Raw genomic sequence first — 19,225 nt, 5'->3', positions numbered from 1 at the left:
CGGGCCCGGCGATCAGGACCGCAGGTACGTCAGCACGGCCAGCACCCGGCGGTGGCCGTCGTCCTCGGACAGCCCGAGTTTCAGGAAGATGCTGCCGATGTTCTTGGCGACCGTGGGCTGGCTGACGCTCAGCGCCGCCGCGATGTTGGCGTTCGTCTTCCCCTCCGCCATCAGCCCCAGCACCTCCCGCTCGCGCGAGGAGAGCCGGCCCAGCGGCTCGTTCATCTGCCCGCGCCGCAGCAGCTGCCGGACGACCTCGGGATCGATGACCGTGCCGCCGGTGGCCACGCACTCGACCGCCGCCAGGAACTCGGCCACCCCGCCGATCCGGTCCTTGAGCAGGTAGCCGAGTCCGCCGCGGGAGTGCTCGCCGGACTCCAGCAGCTCGAACGCGTACGCCGTCGCGGCGTACTGCGTGAGCACCAGGACGGCGAGCTCCGGGTAGCGGCCGCGCAGGTCCATCGCCGAGCGCAGCCCGTCGTCGTTGAAGTCCGGCGGCATCCGCACGTCGGTCACCACGATGTCGGGCCGGTGTTCCTCGACGGCCTTGATCAGGTCGCGGCTGTCGCCCACCGCGGCCACGGTCTCGTGCCCGAACCGCTCCAGCAGTTCGACGAGTCCTTCTCGCAGCAGGACCGCGTCCTCGGCGAGCACTATGCGGAATCGGGCGTTCGCCACGGCAGCTCCACGACTAGTTCGGTTGGGCCGCCGGACGGGCTGAGCAGCTTGAGCCTGCCCCCCACCACGGCGACGCGATCGGCAAGGCCCTGCAGGCCGCGGCCGTCCTCGGGCCGGGCGCCGCCCACGCCGTCGTCACCGACGCACAGCACCAGGCGGTCCCCCTCCCGGCGGCCCGTCACCCAGGCCGTACGGGCGCCGCTGTGCTTCACCACGTTGGTCAGCGCCTCCTTCACCGCGAAGTACGCCACCGTCTCCACGGCGGACACCAGCCGCTCCGCGAGGGTGATGTCGACGTGCACCGGCACCGGGCTCCGGTCGGCGATCTCGGCCACCGCGGCCGGCACCCCGCGGTCGGTGAGCAGTTGGGGGTGGATGCCGCGGATCAGCTCCCGCAGGTCGGCGAGGACGCCCTCGGCCTCCCGGCGGGCCTTGGCCACCAGCACCGCACGGTCGGAGCGCTCCTCCACCAGCCCGTGCTCCACGATGCCCAGGGTCATGATCAGCCCGACCAGGCGCTGCTGGGCACCGTCGTGCAGGTCGCGTTCGATCCGCTTGCGCTCGGCCTCGAAGGCGTCCGCCAGCCGGATCCGCGAGCGGGTCAACTCCTGGACGCGGGCAACGACTTCGGACTCGCGGGGGGCCAGCAGCAGGCGCACGAAGGCCGCCCGGCCCGCGGCCAGCGCGGTCACCAGGTAGCCCGCCGCCGGCAGCAGGACGAGGCCGACGAGCACCACCACCACCCGGTCGAGCGGGGTGGAGATGTGCCAGTAGCCGAAGACGATGAGCGGGCCGAGGTCGACGAAGGGCTCCAGGAAGGGGGCGGCGATGAGGATGACCACGCTCCCCACCAGCAGGACGCCGCCGAAGTCGATCAGTGGCAGCACGGCCGTCAGCGCGATCGCGTAGCTGAACTCGCGCCAGGTCGCGGCCTCGCCGATGCGCAGCCACAGCCACGCCTTCAGTCCGGGCGCGTCCGGCGCCACGTGCGGGTTGCCGACGCACTCGGTGTCCACGAGCCGCAGGCGCAGGCGTTCCGCCGCGGCGACCGGCATGCCGAGCGCCGCGGCGAGGACCACCACCACCATCAACTGGGCGTAGTCGGGCAGGGTGTCGACGTAGATCAGCCCGTTCATCGCCGCGGCCATGACCAGGAACACGACGGCCCCGCCGCACGCCAGGTAGCCGAGCGACCGCCACGGCCAGCCGGACGTGAGCAGCAGGCGCGGACCGAGGGTCAGCGCCTGCCGGCAGTTCAGCGGGGCCGCGGCCGGCGGGCCCGCGTTCGCGGACGCCCGCCGGTCGGCACTCGGCTGCGAGATCACCAAACCGTGACACCAGTGCAGATTTCCACGTACCAAGCCAATACAGGCCGGCACCGGCGCACAAGGCCACCGCTAGGTGTTTTCCCTACGATTCAAGGTGGTTGACGGCCCCGGAACCGGTGGACACGTCACACGATGACGCGGGACCGGGACTCGGTCGCCGTGTACACCTTGCGGATGTCGCGGATCAGGTTGACCCGCTTCAGCCAGCGGTCCGTACCGTCGTAGCGCGGCTGGAACGGCTCCCGGCCGTGGATGACGCGGTAGTTGTCGAGGAAGATGGCGTCGCCGGGCTGCAGCACCACCCGCTCCAGGGCGCCGGTCACGTGGGTGAACAGCTCGGCGATGGCCTCCGTCGCCTCGACGTCGTCCTCGTCCGCGGCGCAGGTGTCGTCGAAGTCGATCCGCAGGTACCGCGACTCGGCCGGGCCGAACAGGATCGCGTCCCGGTCGACCGCGCCGCTGGAGTGCCCCTGCGGGCCGACGTGCGACTGGTCGGGGCGGTGGTGGAAGCGCTTCTCGGACAGGATCCCGGCCAGCCGGGCCGGCAGGTCGAGCTTGTCGGCGCGCACCACGGTGGTGCCGACCTGCTCCTGGTTGCGCAGGCAGTACAGCGCCACGTAGTCGCAACGGCACTGGTGGAAGGCGTCCTCGGTGTGCAGCGACAGCGGGGCCGTGCTGCTGCCGCTGGTCTCCGAGGTCTCCTTGCCGGGCGCCGGGCAGACGTCGTGCACGATACGGCCGTTCTGCTGGTCGCCCCAGGCGAACGGCTCACCGAGACCGGCGCTGAGGAGGGTGAGCACGACCTCCTCGCGCAGGCCGGCGCCGGTCTTCAGCGCCATGTCCCAGCCGGTCGGCGTCGGCTCCAGGTCCTGGCTCAGCGGCAGCCCGGACACCACCGCCACGTCCGTCTCGTCCGACTGCACCCGCCGGAAGAACTGGCGGACCCGGATCGGCAGCGACTCCGCCACCATCCGGGCGTGCGGGAGGAACTCGGCCGGATCCCACGGGCCGTACTCGTCGAGCACCTCGTCGACCAGCCAATCGATCTGCCTGCTCTCGTTGGGTTCGAGGACGAGCCTTTTCACGCGAACCATCCTTCCGTTCCGCCGGGCGACGGAGTTTGCTGCTGATGAACGTGCCCGGTCGACCTTCTCGAATGCTCCGGTGCACAGCCATGACCTTGACCGACGGGTGAAACAGCTCGGTCAGGGCACGGACGACGCGCGGCACGTCAGGGCCGGGTCGTCGCTGCTCAGGCAGTCGCGGCTCAGGCCGACCCCGCTCAGGCCGTCCCGCTCAGGCCATCGCCGCTCAGGCCGCTCAGGCCGTCACGGCCGGCTGCTCGGCGTCGCCGAAGCGGGCCAGGGTCAGCGCTCCGGCCACCGCGGCCACGAAGCCGAGGACGGCGAGCGGGGCCAGGTCGTGCCGGGTGTGGTCGCCGAGCACCAGCACCCCGACCACGGCCGGGCCGACCGTCTCGCCCAGCACCATCGCCGCCGTCGCGGAGGTCACCGAACCGTGCTGCATCGCCCAGGTCAGTGCGGCGAAGCCGCCCAGCCCGGCCACCGCGACGGCGTACGCCGAGGGCTCCGCCAGCAGGTCCGGCAGCCGCGGCTCGGGCAGCACCCGCACCGCCACCCCGACCACCCCGAACTGCAGGCCCGCCACGAACCCGAGCAGCGGCGCGCGGCGGGCCCGGCCGTACCGCACCGCCGCCCAGCCCGCGCCGAGCAGCCCCACCGCGACCAGCAGCACGCCCAGCCTCAGGGCGTCGTCACCCGTGCCGCGCCCGTCCCGCCCGGCGGTGAGCGCCAGCAGGCACAGCCCCGCACAGACCGCCGCCACCCCCGCCCACTCGCTGCCGCGCAGCCGCACCCGCAGCACCCGGGCCGCCCCGACGGCCGTCACGGCGAGCGCGGAGGCCAGCGCGGCCTCGACCGCGTAGAGCGGCAGGCGTTCCAGGGCGACGAGTTCGGCGGCGAAGCCGCACATGTCCATCCCGACCCCCACCAGGAACGGCCACTGCCGCAGCGCCCCGGCCAACGCCGCGGCCTCCCCCGCCTCCGGCGCCGGCCGCGCTTCCGGCCCCGCTTCGGGCCTCGTTTCCGGCCCGGCGGTGGCGGCGCGGCGGGCGCCGACCGCCTGCAGGACGGTGGCCGAGCCGGTGAGCAACGCGGCCAGCAGAGCAGACAACAGCCCGACGATCATGCACCGACCGTACGGTCCGGACCCCGCGCGGTACCGGCTGGCACGCCGTCGGCCCCCTCCCGCCGCCCGCACCGGGGCGGGCGGCGGGCGGGGGCCGCCGGGGGATGGACGCGGCTGGTCAGCGCTGCAGGTCGGCGAGCAGCAGGTTGGGGTCGGTGTGGGTGAAGTAGGCCGCGCTCGGCACGTAGACGGTGTCGCCCCGGACGGCGACCGAGGTCGGGTTGGACAGGCCGTCGGCGGCGGTGAGCACGGTGTGGTGGCTGCCGTCCGGCTCGACGTAGACGGCCTCGCTCCTCGTGTTCAGGGCGGCGATCAGGGCGTCGCCGTGCCCGGTGAAGGCGAAGTCGTCCACACCCGGCAGGCCGCCGGCGCGGACCTCGGCCGGCCCGGCGGTGCCGTCCTCGCCGATGGGGATGCGCAGCAGGTTGCCGGTGTCGGTGTTCGTCACCCAGACGGCGCAGTCGTGCAGCTTGAGGCCGTTGGCGCCGAACGCGCTGACGGGCTTGAGCAGGGCGTCGTCGGACCAGGTCGTGGCGGTGCCGCCGTCCACCGGGACCACGTGCACCACGCCGAGCGCGGAGTCGGTGACGTAGATGCGGCCCGCGCGCTCGTCGAGGCCGAGGCCGTTCGGCAGGCCGGTGACGGGCAGGGCGGCGATCCGCTCGGGGGTGCCGCCGGGGCAGAGCCGCCAGATGCCCTGGAGGTCGGCGGTGCCGGTGGCGTAGCCGAAGTAGAGGGTGCCGTCGTGGGCGCGGACGATGCCGCTGACGACCGCGGCCCCGATGAGCGGGGTGGCGGGGGTGGCGGGGGCGGGCAGGGTGGCGAGGACGGTGAGCTGCCCGGCCGGGTCGACCCGGCCGATCTGCCGGGCGAAGGACAGGGTGAGGTCGGCGGAGCCGTCCGGTTCGAGGGCGATGTTCTCGGGCTGTTGGCCCTTGGCCAGGTCGAAGTGGGCGATGATCCGCGGGGCGGACAGCGGCGGGGCGACGGCGACGGCCGGGGTCGCCGCCAGCAGGGCCAGGGCGGCGCAGGCCGCGGGGACGAGCAGGCGGGGCATGGGCTCTCTCCTTGATCGACGGGGTCGGCGGTGGTCGCCTGCCCGTCAGCAGAACACTCCTGACGGAGCGCCGCCCCCGACCGGCCGCCACGCCGACGGGAACATCCCCCGGTCGGTCGCCCCTCCCGCGCGGCCGGACGCGGCGTGCCGCGCGACATCGGCTCCGATTTGTGACGTGGCCCTGTCTAGTTCGTTCCCGTCCTGGTGTGGTGGGATGTGCGGGTCACGGGGTGATGACCGCAGGTGGGGGTGTGCGATGCGCAGTGGACGACTGCTGGGGCTGGACGGAGGTGCGGCCCTCCTGGTCGCCGTCGGGCTGGTCCGGCTGGGGGCACAGGAGTGGCTGGGCGCGGCCGCCGGGGCGCCGGGCTGGGTGGGAGGCCTGAGGGCTGCCTCCTACGCGGACGCCTGGCTGGCCTTCGGCGACCCGGCGGCGCCCGGCCTGCGGGTGCCGGCGCCCGCGGTGCTGCGGGCCGTCGTCGGCCGGGCCGCGGACCTGGTCGTACGGTCCTGCGCGGGGGACGAGCCGACGGCGCTGGAGTGGCTGGGCCGCCGGTCGGCGGAGGCTCGCGAGCAGGCCCACCGGGACGACCTCGCGCACCCGGCCGAGCCCTGCGCACTGACCCTGGTCTGGCACGGCGTCCAGGCGGCGGCCGCCGGGGCCGCGGCGGACCACGACCGGCGCATCGAGGAGCGGGTCGAGGCGTACGTCCGGGACCGGCACCGCCGCCGGGACACCCTCGCGCTGGTGCTGGGCTGCACCCGGATCGCGGCGGCCGCGCTGGTGGAGCTGTGCGAGGGCGATCCGGAGCGGGTCGCCGGGTGGCTGGAGGAGGACGCGGCGCGCGCCATGCCGCGGGGCGGGCCGGCACCGCTGTGGGTGCCGGGGCGGCCGTGACGGGCGGGCGGGGTCGAGAGGCAGAGGGCGGAGGATTCAGTCCGCGCCCAGCAGCCGGGCGGCCTCGGCCATGGTCGGGCCCAGCGGGAGGTCGAGCCGCAGCGCCGCGAGGTCGTCGCCGCGGGTGGGGCCCTGGTTGACGATGGCGACCGGCAGCCGGGCGCGGGCGGCGCGGCGGACGAAACGCAGGCCCGACAGGACCGTGAGCGAGGAACCGAGGACCACCAGCGCCCCGGCGGCGTCGACCAGCTCGTAGCAGCGGTCGACCCGGGCGACCGGCACGTTCTCGCCGAAGAAGACCACGTCCGGCTTGAGCACGCCCCCGCAGTCCGCGCAGGGCGCGACCCGGAACCCCGCCACCAGCTCCGGCGCCAACTGCGTATCGCCGTCCGGGCGCAGGACGGCCCCGGCGCGGCGGAACCCCCGGTTCAACTCCTCCAGGCGCTGGTCGAGTTCGGCCCGGGAGCTGGTCCGCCGGCAGTCCAGGCAGACCACCCGGTCGAGCCCGCCGTGCAGCTCCACCGCCTCCCTGGTCCCGGCCACGCGGTGGAGGCCGTCGACGTTCTGGGTGATGACCCCCGTGACGTACCCCGACCGGCGCAGCCGCTCCACCGCGTGGTGGCCCGCGTTGGGCCGGGCCCGGGCGAACAGCGGCCAGCCGGTGTGGCTCCGGGCCCAGTAGCGGCGCCGGGCGGCCTCGCTGCCGGTGAACTCCTGGTAGGTCATCGGGGTGCCGCTGCGGCGGCGCCCGGTGGCCCCGCGGTAGTCCGGGATGCCGGACTCGGTGGACAGGCCCGCGCCGCTCAGCACCACCGCTCCGCGCCGGTCCAGCAGCCCGACGAGCTCCGCCACGCCCGCCGGGCTCCGCGACGCTTCCGGGGCGACGGTCTCCGGGGCGACGGTCTCCGGGTGCTCCGAAACTGCCGAGGTTGCCGAGGTCTCCGACCCGTCCATACCGCCGAGGGTAACGCCGGCCGCGGGCGGCGGGGGCGGCACCGGGGCAGCGCTACGGCGCACCCGCGGCGAAGCCGACGATCCGCGCCAGGGGCGGCTCCCACCCCTCGGTGGTGTCCACGACCAGGCAGGGGGCGTCGAGCGCGATCGGCACCCACGACTCGATCGGCCGCTCCCCCGCCGCGATGCGCCGCAGCAGTGCGGCGTCCGCGTGTGCGGCGCGCGAGGGCAGGTCCGCGGACCGGCGGGCGATGCGCAGCCGGGCGCGGTCCGGATCGACGACGCAGCGCACGACGCGCAGCTCGGCCGACTCCGTGAGCGCTTCCAGACCCGGACGCCAGAGGCGGTCCTGGAAGGCCGCCTCGGCAACCAGGCTCCGGCCGGCCCCGAGGAGTTCACCGATGGTGCGGAAGAAGGCGTGCAGTGTCCTCAGGTCCGGGTCCCCGGCGGGCTCGGTGGCGGCGGCGGGCTCGGTGGCGGCAACCATGCGCTCCTTGATCTCGTCCCGGCAGACCAGCGGCCAGTCGAGCGCGTCGGCCAGGGCGTGCGCCAGCGTGGTCTTGCCCGCGCCGGGCGGGCCGCTGACGGCCACCAGTGTCGGACGTCGCATCGTGCCCCGGCTTCCTCCGGTTGCTCCCCGCCGGACGCCGCCGACGGGGCCGCGATCCGGCCAACTTGACGGAACCGTACGGATGTTGATCGGTTCGTCACCCACCCTACCCTCGGGCGGCAGAACGGGCGGCCCGGCCTGGGAGTCCTGGCCCGGCAGACCTGGCGCGGGAGACCTGGCGCAGGAGACCTGGCGCGGCCGGCGGGGGCAGTCGGGGCGGTGACCCCGGAGCCGGTCCGCCCTCAGCCGCCGTCCCGGCCCCAGCCGGGTGCCGGCGGCAGCGGCCACGGCGGCGGCACCGACGGGCCGACGCCCTCCGGGGCCGGGCCGCGGCCGGCGAGCCAGCCGAGCAGCAGGTGCCCAGGGCCGGTGACGACGGGGCCGCTCGCTCCGAGCGTCCAGGCGCGCCCGAGGTCGGTGGCCTCCAGCCGGCCGACGGGAAAGCCGTGCGCGGCCAGGGCAGCGACGGTCGCGTCCAGTGCCCAGGCGACGTAGTCGGCGGACCAATCGGCCGTCCCGTAGCCGAGGTTCAGGTCGACGTGGTGGGTTTCGAGCTCCCGCCGGGCCCGGTGGAGCGTGAACCAGGCGGGGTGCCGCCACCCCGCGAGGGCCGATACCAGGGTGGGCCAGCGCTCGGCCGGCATCGCCGCCGCCTCGTCGAGCAGACCGTCCAGGCTGCGCCGCACGTCCTCGACCAGGTCGGCAGCCCCGCGCCCGGCCCCCTCCCGCAGCGCGCGCTCCAACGCGGCCGCATCGGCCCGGGGCCCGGGCTCGACACCGGTCCGGGCCAGGGCCAGCAGCCACCGGTACGCGTCCGCGCTGCGCGCCAGGTGGGTGAGGACGTGGGCGCGGCTCCACCCGGGCAGTGCGGACGCCTCCCGGGCGCCGCGATCGTTCAGCCCGCCGACGGCGGCGACCAGCCGCCCGGCGGAGCCGCGCACGTCGGCGAGCAGGGCGGCGAGTTCGGCGCGGGTGGGCTCGGTGGTGGGCGTCACGGCCCGTACCCTACGGCAGTCTTGTTGACTAATTGTCAGCAAGTTCCGCGCAGCGCCTTGACGACCCACGGTCACGGTCCTAAAACGTAGTCAGCTCCCCCGGTCCCCCCACCGCATCACGGGAGCAGCGAAAGGTCGTCTTCTCGCCCCTCACCGAGGAAGAGGCTTTCCCATGCGTTTCAGCCGTTCCAGCCGCCACCTCGCCGTCCCCTCCGCCGTCCCCGCGGCCGCCGTCGCTGCCCTCGCCGCCGCCACCGCGCTCGCCGTCGTCGCGGTGCCCGCCGCCGCGGCACCCCGGGCCGTCGCCGCCGCTCCGGTACTCACCGCCGGCAGCGCGGGCGGCACGGGCGTCGCCCCCGGCGATGCGCTCGCCGCACCGCTGGCCGGGGGCACGGTCGCCACCTTCTACTCGACCGCGACCAGCACCACCGGTGTCACCTGTGCCACCTCCGCGCTCGCGGCCTCGGTGCAGACCAACCCGGCGGCCCCGGGCTCGGCCACCGCATCGCTGACCGGGCTGACCTTCGGCTCCTGCACCAGCAACGTCACCGGCGTCACCTCGGTGCGCAGCCTGACCGTCAGCAACCTCCCCTATGCCCTGACCGTCTCCGACACCCCGGGGCTGCCGGTCACCCTCGGCGGCGGCTCGGCCGGGACGATCCAGGCCACCGCCGTCCTCAACAGCTGGTTCGGCACCATCACCTGTTCCTACCAGCTCAGCGGCGCGTTCACCGGCAGCGCCGACAACAGCGCGCACAGCCTGGCGTTCCGCACCGAGCACTTCGCCAAGAGCGGCGGCTCGTCCCTCTGCCCCGCCGACGGGTACTTCTCCGCGACGTACGGCCCGGTCACGGACACCTCGCAGCCGGGCAGCCCGGCGGTGTACGTCAACTGACCTGCGGCCCCGGCCGGCGGGTGCCTGGCGCAGGCACCGGCCGGCCGGGGCGGTGGCCGGTCAGGACCCCGAGGGCACACCCTCCCGGTGCCGCCAGCGCACCCGGTCCTCGACGGCGACCGCCCTGCGCACCGGCCGGGCCGGGGCCCGGTGGTCCGCGCAGGAGAGCACCAGCATCTCGTCGTCCCCCGGCTGGAACTCGTACGCCACCCGCTGCACCCGGCTCGGGATCCCGAGGACCGCCAGCTCCTCGCGCAGCCGCTCCACGCCCGGGTACCGGACGCCGGTGTCGTACACCATCAGCGGGAACAGCCGCACCTCCCGGCGGGCCACCCGGGCCAGGTCCAGCAGCGCCGCCCGGTGGAACTCCTCGTCCAGCCGGTTGCCGTAGGAGAAGATCAGGTGCGAGCTGAGCACCAGGTCGAACGAGTCGTCGGCGAAGGGGAGTTCGGGCAGCGAGCCGGCGACGTAGCGGTCCGGGCGGGCGGCGATGTCGGCCCGGAAGTCCCGGGCGTTGGCGGTCCACTGGCGGATCAGGTCGTCCACGTCGGCGTACCAGCTCGACGGGTAGCCGGCCGTCTCCTGCACCAGCAGCTCCCGCTTGAACGCCGTCTCGCGTTCCACCAGCAGGCCCAACTCCCCCCGGTGGTACGCGTACTGGCGGTCGACGGCGACGGCGTCGATGCCCCGGCGCCCGGCTTCGGCGACGAAGCTCGCCGCGCCGCCGGGGCAGTCCAGGACCCGCCGGCCGGCCAGGTCGCGGTCGGTGAGCGCGAACATCGCCCGGTACTCCTCGAAGGAGCGTGCGCTGACCAGCACGGCTCAACCCCTCCCGACGAACGGCATGGTGGTCGGAAGCACCACCAGGGACTGGATGGTGGTGTCCGGCGGCTGCGCGGCCATCAGCAGCAGGGCCTCGGTGAAGCGCTCCACCGGGATGGTCGCCTCCACCGCCGTCGTCCCGTCGGCCTGCATCGCCGCGGGCTGCGGCGAGCCGTCGACGGGGGTGACGTTGCCGACGTCGATCTGCCCGCAGGAGATGCCGTACGGGCGGCCGTCCAGGGCGAGCACCTTGGTGAGCCCGAGGACGGCGTGCTTGGCGGCCGTGTACGCAATGGAGTTGGGGCGCGGCACGTACGCCGACGGCGCGCCGTTGTTGATGATCCGCCCGCCCTGCGGGGTCTGGGTGCTCATCACCCGGAAGGCTTCGCGGGCGCAGAGGAAGCCGCCGGTGACGATGGTGTCCAGCACCCGGTTCCAGTCCTCGAACGGGGTCTCGGCGATCGGCCGGCGCGGGGCCGCCGCGCCGGCGTTGTTGAACAGCAGGTCCAGCCGCCCGTACCGGTCCTGGACGGTGTCGAAGAGCCGGGCGACCTCCTGCGGGCTGCGGATGTCGGTCGGGACGGCCAGCACCCGGGAGCCGGCCGGGCCGGCGAGGACGGCGGTCTCCTCCAGCGCGTCCTTGCGGCGCCCGGCCACGGCGACGGTCCAGCCGGCCGCGAGCAGGGCCAGTGCCGAGGCCCGGCCGAGACCGCTGCCCCCGCCGGTGACGATCGCCACCCGTCCGTGCGGTTCGCTCAACGCGCCCATGTGTCCCCCTCGTTGACCCAGATCCGCAGCATCCGCCGGGCGTACGGCCCGGGTTCGTCGACGTACGGCGAACGGCCGTGCAGTACCCGGCTGTTGCGGATGATCAGCAGGTCGCCGGCGGCCATCGGCAGCCCGAAGGCGATCTCCGGCCGGTACAGCACCTCGTCCAGCACGCCCAGCGCTTCCCATTGACGGTCCGTCAACTCCGGTCCGCCGCGGTCCGGGGAGGAGCGGACGGTGCGGGTCTGGTAGTAGCAGCCGACCGTGCCCTCCTTCTGGTGGTAGAGGATCGGGGTGACCACCACCTGCGGGCCGGCCCGGCCGGTCCGGTCGAAGGTCCAGTCCTCACAGAGGGTGGCGAGGGCGTCCGGCCGCTCCCGCTCGATCAGGTCGTGGACGTGCCGCGCGCTCGCCAGCTTGGTCAACCCGCCGCCGTCGAAGGCGGGCCGCAGACAGAGCAGGACGAGCAGGTCGCAGGTGTCGCAGTGGAAGCCGAGCTCGGTGTTGCCGTCGCCGTCCTGGTCGTGCAGCACGGAGGTGAGGTCGCCGCGCCCGTTCTGCGGCACGATCCGGCCGTAGTCCGCCAGCAGGAAGGACAGCACCTCGGTGATCCGCTCCTCCGGGTGCGCCGGGTCCACCAGCCCGCCGATGTGGGTGATGCCGACCGAGGCGACGGCGTCCCGCACGAAGTCCCGCAGCCTGGCCCGCACCGGCTCGGCCGCACCCCACCGTCCGGCCAGCGCGTCGGCCCACAGCAGCCGGCGCTCCACCTCCCCCAGCGGGAGCGACCACAAGTGCCGCCGCGCCGCCAACTCCAGGCTGCTCCAGCCGATTTCGGTCACCGCATCCATGTCTCCTCCTCCTCGCCGACCGCTGCCGGTCTCCCTAGCGGCTCCCGGCCGCGACGGCCTTCGCCCAGAGCTCCAGCGCCTCGTCGACCTGCCCGGCCGTGACCACCAGCGCGGGGATCATCCGGACCACGTTGAGGTGGATCCCGCAGAGCAGGAGCAGCAGCCCGTGCTCGGCCGCCGCCTGCTGGACCCTCCGGGCGGTCTCCGGGTCCGGGGAGCCGTCCGGGCGGCAGAACTCGCTGGCGGCCATCAGCCCGAGGCCCCGGACGTCGGCGATCCCGGGCGCCCCGTCGGCGACGGCCCGCAGCCCGGCCAGCAGCCGCGCGCCCTGCTCGGCCGCGTTCTCGACCAGCCGCTCCTCGCGCAGCACGTCCAGGGTGGCCAGGGCGGCGGCGCAGGCCACCGGGTTCCCGCCGTACGTGCCGCCCTGCGAGCCGGGCCAGGCGCGGCCCATCAGGGCGGCCGGCGCGGCGATCGCGGACAGCGGGAAGCCGCTGGCCAGGCCCTTCGCGGTGATCAGGACGTCGGGCCGGACGCCGTCCTCGTACTGGTGGGCCCAGAACCGGCCGGTGCGGCCGAAGCCGCTCTGCACCTCGTCCACCACCAGCAGGATCCCGTGCCGGTCCGCGCGCTCGCGCAGCCCGGCCAGGAAGCCGGCCGGGGCGGGCACGTAGCCGCCCTCGCCGAGCACCGGCTCGACGAACATCGCCGCCGTCTCGGCGGGCGCGGAGGCGGTGGCCAACACCTCGTCCAGCCCGCGCAGCGCGAACGCGACCGCCTCCTCCTCGGACAGCCCCAGCCGGAACGCGGCCGGGAACGGCGCCACCGCGACCCCGGGCATCAGCGGGCCGATGCCCGCCCGGAACCGGGTGCCGGCCGTGGTGAGCGAGGCCGCGCCCATGGTGCGGCCGTGGAAGGCACCCTCGAAGACGATCACGTTCTGCCGCCCGGTGGCGTGCCGGGCGAGCCGCAGCGCCGCCTCCACCGCCTCGGTGCCGGCCGTGGCGTAGAACAGCGAGTCCAGGCCGGGCGGCAGCACCTCGCCGAGCCGCCCGGTGAGGGTGAGCAACGGGTCGTGCAGCACGGTGGTGTACTGCCCGTGGATCAGCCGGCCGGCCTGCTCACGGACGGCCTCCACCACCCGCGGGTGGCAGTGGCCGGTGCTGGTCACCCCCACGCCGGAGGTGAAGTCGAGGTAGCGGCGGCCGTCGGCGTCGTAGAGGTGAAGGCCCTCGCCGCGCACGGCGACGACCGGGGTGGCCTGCTTGAGCATCGGGGAGAGCTGGGTCACGGATCCTGCCTTCACGCTGGGTCCTGCTTTCGGGAGAGAACTCGGGGACGGTCAGGGGGAGTTCAGGAAGGTCAAGGGGAGGGCTCGGGGCCGCGTCGGGACGGTCCGGCGGGTGGCAGGTAGCCGGCCTCGGCGGCCCAAGCCAGCGCCGCCGACCACCACTGCGGGGTCGGGGCATCGAAGTGGACGCCCAGCCGGTCGAGCACCGCGGTGGTGTACGCGCTGTCCACCCGGACGTTGCGCTCCTCCTGCTGCGCCCAGACGGCGGCCAACCGGACGGCCGTCGGGTGCCGCCGCTCGGCGGCGGCGAGGGCCGCCGCGAAGGCCTCCTCGTCGGTGAGCCGCACCGGGTGGCCCAGCCCGGCCAGCCACCCCACCAGCTCGTCGTGGGCGACGGCGTACGGCGATTCGACGTGGTAGGCGCCGGGTGCCGCGTACGGGTCGAGGGCGATCGCGGCGATCCCGGCGGCCACCGTGTCCACGTGCGAGAACGCGAAGGCGGTCGCCGGCCGGCTGGGGGCGGCGCCGGCCAGCAGGTAGCCGCGGATCAGCTGGTAGATCCGGTTGTCGCCGGTGTTCGCCTGGAAGGCGCCGGTCCGGCTGTGCGCCGCGATGTGCCCGCTGCGGTGCAGATAGGCGGCGTGCCCGCCGGCGGCCCAGGCCCGGACGGCCTGCTCGGCGCGGTACTTGGTCCGCTCGTACGGGGTGCGGAAGTGCTGGCCGATCCACAGGTCCGCCTCGCCGAAGCGCCGCGGCGGGCCGTCCACGCCACCCGAGACGGCGAGCGTGGAGACGTGGTGGAAGGCGGCCTGCGGGGTGTGCTCCCCGGTCCAGCCGAGCAGCCGGCGCACCGCCGCGTGGTTGGTGCGCTCCAGCTCGTCGGGCGAGGCCACCAGCCGGACGTCCGCCGCTGCGTGCACGACGATCCGCGCGGCCCGGGCGCGCTCCAGCCCCGCCGGGGAGAGGCCGAGGCCGTCCCGGTCGATGTCCCCGGCGACGGCGTGGACCGCTCGGGCCCCCAGTCGTTTCAGGGCCTGCGCGTCGTCGGCGGCCCGCACCAGGCAGGTGACCTCGGCGCCGCGCCGCAGGAAGGCGTCCAGCAGGTGCCGCCCCAGGTAGCCGGTGGCGCCGGTGAGCAGCACCCGGGCGGGTTCGCGCACCGTCGCCCGGGCGGTCGGCGCCACGCCGGGGTGCAGCAGCTGACCGGAGGTGGACAGCGGCGCCCGGACGGGCCGCGCCCCCGCTGCCGGTGCCCCCGCCTCCGCTGCTTCCGCCGCTACGGCTGCTGCGAAGGCGGCGGTGATCCGCTCGGCCTCGGGGCCCGAAGGACCCGGCCGCCCGGACACCAGGTCGGCGACCAGCCGCTGCTCCACCACCCGTGCAGTGAGCCGCAGTTCGTACATCGGATCGCCCCCGGGACAGCGCGCCACCCCGGCCTGCTCGGCGGCGACGGTCCAGTCCAGCGCGGGTTCCTCCGGCAGCCGGAAGGTGCCGAGGAAGTTGAAGCCGACGGCGGGCCGCCGCCCCGGCGCGTCCATCGGCCGGACGGGCGCCTCGCGAAGCCGCCGCGCCACCGCCTCGGGACTCGCCCCGGCCTCCAGGCCGAGGTGCTTGACGGCGGTGAACCAGCCGACGGTGTCCAGGAATTCGCCCGGATCTCCGACGACGTCCCGGCCGTGGGTCTCGACCTCCACCACGAGCCGGGCCCGCCCGTCCCAGCCGGTGACGGCGTCGGCGAAGGCGGCGAGCAGGACGGCCTCCAGCCCGACCCCGGCACCGTGCCGCGCGACCAGCCGGGCGGTGGCCTCCGCTTCGAGCGCCCAACTGACCGCGACGGGCTCGGCGACGGGCTCGGCGACAGGGTCGGCGACGGGCTCAGCGACAGGGTCGGCGGCGGGCTCATCGGCTTCCGCCACCGGCGCGGCCGCCGCCCAGGCGTAGAAGTCCGCCGTCGGCGGCAGGTCGACCGGCTTCCGGTCCAGCACCGCCCGGTACGCGTGCGCCAGGTCGTCCAGCAGGATCCGCCAGGACAGCCCGTCGACCACCAGGTGGTGCGCGATCAGCGCGAGCCGGTCGTCGGTGCCGGGCGGGCCGGTGAACAGGTGGGCGCGCAGCAGCCGGCCGGCCAACGGGTCGATGCTGCGGTGGAGTTCGGTGCAGACCCCGGCGACGGTGTCGGCGATCGCTCCGGCCGCGCGCGGGATCCGGGAGAAGGAGACCGGGTCGAGCTCGGCCACCGGCCGGGGCTCGCCGTAGCCGTCCGGGGAGAGCGGGCGGCGCAGCGCCGGGTGGCGTTCCAGGACGGCCGCGACCGCCGCCGAGAGCGCCGCCGGGTCGACCGCCGCCCGGCAGCGCAGCAGCACGGACTGGTTCCAGTGCCGTACGTCCCGGAGGGACCGCTGCCGGTACAACCAGCGCTGCGCCGGGGCGAGTCGGCCGCCGCCGCCCCCGGCGTGCGCGGCAAGGGCGGCCGGGGCACCAGGGGTGGCCGGGTTCGGGGGCGTGGCGGCGGCGGCTGCGGCTGCGGCCAGGCCCTCCGCCGTCGGGTGCCGGTAGAAGTCCTCGTAGGCGACGCGCAGGCCCGAGCGCCGCAGGAAGGCGATGGTGCGCATGGCGAGGATGGAGTCCCCGCCGAGGCCCAGCACGTCGGCGCGCGGCCCGACGGCGGGCAGGCCGAGCGCACCTGCCCAGAACCGGCCGATCTCCGCCGCCAGAGTGGTCGCTGCCGGGCCTGTCGCCGCAGCTCCCGCCGACTCCGCGCGGGCCTCCACCAGTTCGGCCACCAGCTCGCCGAGGCGTCCCCGGTCGAGCTTGCCGTTCGGCCCGACCGGGAACTCCGGCAGCACCAGGATCGGCTGCGGCACGGAGTAGCCCGGCAGCCGGTCCCGTAAGTGCGCGCGCAGGAGCTCCAGGCCGCCGAAACCCTCCGACGGCCGTACCGCGCCGAGCAGTTGGCCGCCGACGGCGGTCTCCCGCAGCAGCACCGCCGAGCGGGCGACGCCCGGGTAGCCGTCCATGGCCCGCTCGATCTCGGCGAGGTCGACCCGGTAGCCGCGGACCTTCACCTGGCGGTCCACCCGGCCGAGGAAGACCAGGTTCCCGTCCGCCCGGCGGCGACACAGGTCACCGGTGCGGTACACCAGGCCGCCGTCGCGCCGGACGAAGCCGCGGGCGGTCTCGTCCGGCCGGCCGAAGTACCCGGCGCTGACGCCGCGGCCGCCGATCAGCAGCTCCCCCACGGTGCCGTCCGGAACCGCACGGCCCGTGCCGTCCACCACGGTGAGCAGCACCTCGCCGATCCCGGTGCCGATCGGTACGGTCGGCTCCTCGGCCGGCAGTTCGCGGGCGTCGGTGGCGAGCAGACAGGTCGCGCCGACGGTGGTCTCGGTCGGGCCGTAGTGGTTGGCCAGCCGGGCGGTGGTGCCGCCGTCGAGCAACGCGGCGGCGAGCGGGCGCGGCAGCGCCTCGCCGCCGAGCAGCAGGGTGTGCAGCGGTGGGGTGTCGGCCGGGCGGCCCTCCAGCAGGGCGCTCAGGTGGGAGGGGGTGGTCTTCAGGACGTTCACCCCGGCGTGCCGGAGCGAGGCCCAGAAGGCCTGCGGGTCGCGCACCTCGCGGTCCGGGACGACGTGCACCGAGCCCCCGGTGGCGAGGGCGAGCAGCCAGGCGGTGTGGCCGAGGTCGGCGGCCAGCGTGGTGACGTGCGCGGTGCACGGCGCGTCGGCCTCGGTGAGGCCGAGTCGTCCGGCCAGGGCCAGCGCGTAGTGCACGGCGTTGGCGTGGGTGACGGCGACGGCCTTGGGCTCGCCGCTCGACCCGGAGGTGAAGGAGAGGTACGCGGGGTCCTCGACGTCCACGGCCTCGACGTCCCCCTCTGCTTCGCCCTCGTCCGCTTCCGCCTCCGCCTCCGCCTCGCCGGACGGCGACGCCGCCGGCGGCCGGGGCGTCAGGACGTCCACCACCTCCCCGCCGAGCCCGCCCTCCGTCGCGAGCACCCGCCCCACCCGGACGGCCGCCAGCCGCCGGGCCAGGTCGGCCGCCGACCACTCCGGGTCGGCCAGCACCGCCGCCGCACCCGAGCGCAACACCCCGTGCAGGAGCACCAGCATCCGGGCGTCCCGGGGCCCGACCAGGGCGACCCGGTCCCCCCGCCCGGTGCCGGCGGCGGCCAGCCGGGCAGCGATCCGGGCGGCCGAGGCGTCCAGCGTGCGGTAGTCGACCGTACGGACTCCGTCGCTCAGCGCGGGCCGGTCCGGGTGGGCCCGGGCGAGCCGGGCGAGGAGCCCGGGCAGCGAGCGGGCGGGGCCGGAGCGGCCGGACGGTGCGGACCGGACGTGCTGCGTCGCGGAGGTCACGCCGACTCGTCCCCCGTCCGTCCCGTCCGTCCCGTCCTTCCCGTGCGGACCGGGCCGGCCGCCACCCGTGGGTCACCCACCAGGTACCCGTCCAGCACCGCCCGTTCGGGCAGCCGACCGGCCAACTCCCAGGCCAGCATGCGGTGCAGACCGTCCAGGTGGATCAGCCCGGACCGGACCGTCAGCTCCCCGTAGTCGGGGTGCTCCACCGGGGCGGTACTGAGGAAGAGCGGGGTGAACGGGGCCCGCCGCAGCAGCCGCAGCTTCGCCGAGCAGACCGGGTTGGCGGCCGTCCAGGCGGTCTCGGCGGAGCGGATCCGTTCCGCCGCCTCGCTCACGGTCAGGCCGGAGCGCGGTACCAGTTCGAGCGCCCCGCCCTCGCTGATGTGCCAGGGCAGCACCACTCCGAGGACGTCCGCCCGCGAGAGCCGGACGCGCCACCAGCCGCCGGGGATGCGGTCGGCGCGTTCGAGGTTCTCCTCGGCGTACATGTTGCTGTTCGCCTCGTGGGCCCGCTCCACCGGATGGTCCCGCAGGTAGGCGTCGTGGACCTCGGGGTAGGCGACGGCGGTGACGATCTCCACAGCAGTGCTCCTCAGACGGTTCCGGTGTGCGCGGTGCCGGTGCGCGCGGTGCCTGTGTGCGCCGTTCCCGTACCCGCAGCGCCGGTGTGCGCGGTTCCGGTGTACTCGGTGAAGTGCCGTTCCGCGAACAGCTCGGGCCACTGCCCGTCGGCCAGGTCGAGTTCGCGGGCCCGGGCGAGCATCCGCCGCCAGTACGGCTTCACCGGGCGCCAGCGCGCCCCCACCTGGCAGTACGAGGCGTCGATGAAGTACCGGGGCCGGCCCGGCCCGTCGGGCGCGGGCCTGCGGGTGTGGAACAGCGCCGAGTTGAGCAGCACGGTGGTCCCGGGCGGCAGCCGGTCGATCACCACCTCGCCGGGCAGTTCCGCCGTGCCGTGGTGGGCGAAGGCGGCCTTGCCGAAGGCGCCCTGGTGCGAGCCGGGCAGGACGGCGAGGCTGCCGACCTTCTCGTCCAGTCCACCGAGGTAGTGCAGGGCGTGGACCATCAGCAGCGACGGGTCGGCGCGGTCGTTGGGCTCGCAGTCGTGGTGCCAGGGCTTGCCGGGGATGCCCGGGTCCTGGCGGTCGCTGTGCAGGTGGTGGAAGACGAAGGACGGTCCGAGCAGGCGGGTCAGGGTCCACAACAGCGGTGGGTGGGTGAGCAGTTGGCCGTGCGCCGGCAGTTCCAGCTCCAGCAGCGGGGGCGGCCCGTGCCGGGCGGGGTCGGCGCAGGCGGCGATCGACCGGGCCCGCAGGCCCTCGTCGACCCAGCGGTCCACCTCGGGGACGAGCCGTTCGCGCAGCGCTTCCGGTACCAGGCCGGGCAGGACCAGGTACCCGGACTCCAGGAACTTGCGGTGGTGCTCGATGTCGAGGGCCTCACGCCCTCCGGAGGACAACGTCACCGAACCGACCCCCTCCTTCCGTTCGGCGGGACGAACAACGGGACGTGGCA

17 protein-coding genes are annotated in these 19,225 nt (G+C 75.3%); 2 read left to right on the top strand and 15 right to left on the bottom strand.

Going from position 1 to position 19,225, the window contains the following annotated elements:
- Window positions 1–12: 12 nt before the first annotated feature.
- The 5 genes from BX285_RS30590 to BX285_RS30570 all read right to left on the bottom strand — a co-directional run bounded on the left by BX285_RS30590 (window position 13) and on the right by BX285_RS30570 (window position 5,271).
- Entirely contained in the window at window positions 13–678 is a 666-nt protein-coding gene (locus tag BX285_RS30590; RefSeq protein WP_257032250.1) for a response regulator transcription factor, read from the bottom strand.
- Window positions 654–2,003 carry a sensor domain-containing protein gene (locus BX285_RS30585; protein ID WP_257032251.1) on the bottom strand — a complete coding sequence of 450 codons (1,350 nt, stop codon included), beginning with the start codon at window positions 2,001–2,003 and terminating at the stop codon, window positions 654–656. Before BX285_RS30585 ends, BX285_RS30590 begins: the two co-directional genes overlap by 25 nt.
- Window positions 2,004–2,131: 128 nt before the next feature.
- The gene (locus BX285_RS30580; protein ID WP_101948132.1) at window positions 2,132–3,091 is read right to left on the bottom strand and encodes a TauD/TfdA family dioxygenase; all 960 of its coding nucleotides are present in this window, start codon (window positions 3,089–3,091) and stop codon (window positions 2,132–2,134) included.
- Between the two features lie 235 nt (window positions 3,092–3,326).
- Window positions 3,327–4,214 (bottom strand): hypothetical protein, encoded by an 888-nt coding sequence (locus tag BX285_RS30575; RefSeq protein ID WP_183107254.1) that lies wholly within the window; start codon window positions 4,212–4,214, stop codon window positions 3,327–3,329.
- Window positions 4,215–4,332: 118 nt separating this feature from the next.
- Window positions 4,333–5,271 carry a hypothetical protein gene (locus BX285_RS30570; protein ID WP_097234936.1) on the bottom strand — a complete coding sequence of 313 codons (939 nt, stop codon included), beginning with the start codon at window positions 5,269–5,271 and terminating at the stop codon, window positions 4,333–4,335.
- A gap of 256 nt (window positions 5,272–5,527) precedes the next feature.
- Between BX285_RS30570 and BX285_RS30565 the strand changes: the two genes are divergently transcribed.
- Window positions 5,528–6,169: a hypothetical protein gene (locus BX285_RS30565; RefSeq protein WP_121178879.1), complete on the top strand. Its 642-nt coding sequence runs from the start codon at window positions 5,528–5,530 to the stop codon at window positions 6,167–6,169.
- Window positions 6,170–6,205: 36 nt separating this feature from the next.
- On the opposite strand, the gene BX285_RS30560 is transcribed toward BX285_RS30565, so the two are convergent.
- The 3 genes from BX285_RS30560 to BX285_RS30550 form a co-directional block, all read right to left on the bottom strand.
- A complete protein-coding gene (locus BX285_RS30560; RefSeq protein ID WP_121178878.1) occupies window positions 6,206–7,123 on the bottom strand; it encodes an NAD-dependent protein deacetylase in 918 nt (305 codons plus the stop codon).
- A gap of 52 nt (window positions 7,124–7,175) precedes the next feature.
- Complete coding sequence (locus BX285_RS30555) at window positions 7,176–7,733, bottom strand: AAA family ATPase (RefSeq protein ID WP_097234939.1); 558 nt, start codon at window positions 7,731–7,733, stop codon at window positions 7,176–7,178.
- Window positions 7,734–7,975: 242 nt separating this feature from the next.
- The gene (locus BX285_RS30550; protein ID WP_121178877.1) at window positions 7,976–8,728 is read right to left on the bottom strand and encodes a maleylpyruvate isomerase family mycothiol-dependent enzyme; all 753 of its coding nucleotides are present in this window, start codon (window positions 8,726–8,728) and stop codon (window positions 7,976–7,978) included.
- 172 nt (window positions 8,729–8,900) lie between these two features.
- Here BX285_RS30550 and BX285_RS30545 point away from each other — a divergent pair, with 172 nt between their 5' ends.
- Window positions 8,901–9,623, top strand: a complete 723-nt coding sequence (locus BX285_RS30545; RefSeq protein ID WP_183107253.1) for a Tat pathway signal sequence domain protein — start codon at window positions 8,901–8,903, stop codon at window positions 9,621–9,623.
- A gap of 60 nt (window positions 9,624–9,683) precedes the next feature.
- Here BX285_RS30545 and BX285_RS30540 read toward each other — a convergent pair whose 3' ends face one another.
- From BX285_RS30540 to BX285_RS30510, 7 genes are all read right to left on the bottom strand, one after another.
- On the bottom strand, window positions 9,684–10,442 hold the full coding sequence (locus BX285_RS30540; protein WP_121178875.1) for a methyltransferase domain-containing protein: 759 nt from the start codon (window positions 10,440–10,442) through the stop codon (window positions 9,684–9,686).
- A 3-nt stretch (window positions 10,443–10,445) separates the two neighbouring features.
- Window positions 10,446–11,213: an SDR family oxidoreductase gene (locus tag BX285_RS30535; protein ID WP_121178874.1), complete on the bottom strand. Its 768-nt coding sequence runs from the start codon at window positions 11,211–11,213 to the stop codon at window positions 10,446–10,448.
- Window positions 11,201–12,064, bottom strand: a complete 864-nt coding sequence (locus BX285_RS30530) for a TauD/TfdA family dioxygenase (RefSeq protein WP_121178873.1) — start codon at window positions 12,062–12,064, stop codon at window positions 11,201–11,203. Before BX285_RS30530 ends, BX285_RS30535 begins: the two co-directional genes overlap by 13 nt.
- A gap of 34 nt (window positions 12,065–12,098) precedes the next feature.
- Window positions 12,099–13,355 (bottom strand): aspartate aminotransferase family protein, encoded by a 1,257-nt coding sequence (locus tag BX285_RS30525; protein ID WP_121178872.1) that lies wholly within the window; start codon window positions 13,353–13,355, stop codon window positions 12,099–12,101.
- Window positions 13,356–13,426: 71 nt separating this feature from the next.
- On the bottom strand, window positions 13,427–17,707 hold the full coding sequence (locus BX285_RS30520) for a non-ribosomal peptide synthetase (protein WP_121178871.1): 4,281 nt from the start codon (window positions 17,705–17,707) through the stop codon (window positions 13,427–13,429).
- Window positions 17,704–18,291, bottom strand: coding sequence for a DUF6309 family protein (locus tag BX285_RS30515; protein WP_183107252.1), 588 nt, complete (start codon window positions 18,289–18,291; stop codon window positions 17,704–17,706). The genes BX285_RS30520 and BX285_RS30515 overlap by 4 nt, the downstream gene beginning before the upstream one ends.
- 11 nt (window positions 18,292–18,302) lie before the next feature.
- Window positions 18,303–19,175 (bottom strand): phytanoyl-CoA dioxygenase, encoded by an 873-nt coding sequence (locus tag BX285_RS30510; RefSeq protein ID WP_257032252.1) that lies wholly within the window; start codon window positions 19,173–19,175, stop codon window positions 18,303–18,305.
- Window positions 19,176–19,225 lie beyond the last annotated feature (50 nt).

Source organism: Streptomyces sp. 1114.5 (assembly GCF_003635085.1).
In the GTDB taxonomy this organism is placed as follows: Bacteria; Actinomycetota; Actinomycetes; order Streptomycetales; family Streptomycetaceae; genus Kitasatospora.
Note: the sequence above shows the minus strand (reverse complement) of the source record. Positions and strands in the feature narration are given on the sequence as shown.

Coding starts and splice junctions, on each gene's coding strand:
- BX285_RS30575 (WP_183107254.1), bottom strand. CDS start 4,214: ATGATCGTCGGGCTGTTGTCTGCTCTGCTGGCCGCGTTGCTCACCGGC.
- BX285_RS30570 (WP_097234936.1), bottom strand. CDS start 5,271: ATGCCCCGCCTGCTCGTCCCCGCGGCCTGCGCCGCCCTGGCCCTGCTG.
- BX285_RS30565 (WP_121178879.1), top strand. CDS start 5,528: ATGCGCAGTGGACGACTGCTGGGGCTGGACGGAGGTGCGGCCCTCCTG.
- BX285_RS30560 (WP_121178878.1), bottom strand. CDS start 7,123: ATGGACGGGTCGGAGACCTCGGCAACCTCGGCAGTTTCGGAGCACCCG.
- BX285_RS30555 (WP_097234939.1), bottom strand. CDS start 7,733: ATGCGACGTCCGACACTGGTGGCCGTCAGCGGCCCGCCCGGCGCGGGC.
- BX285_RS30545 (WP_183107253.1), top strand. CDS start 8,901: ATGCGTTTCAGCCGTTCCAGCCGCCACCTCGCCGTCCCCTCCGCCGTC.
- BX285_RS30535 (WP_121178874.1), bottom strand. CDS start 11,213: ATGGGCGCGTTGAGCGAACCGCACGGACGGGTGGCGATCGTCACCGGC.
- BX285_RS30530 (WP_121178873.1), bottom strand. CDS start 12,064: ATGGATGCGGTGACCGAAATCGGCTGGAGCAGCCTGGAGTTGGCGGCG.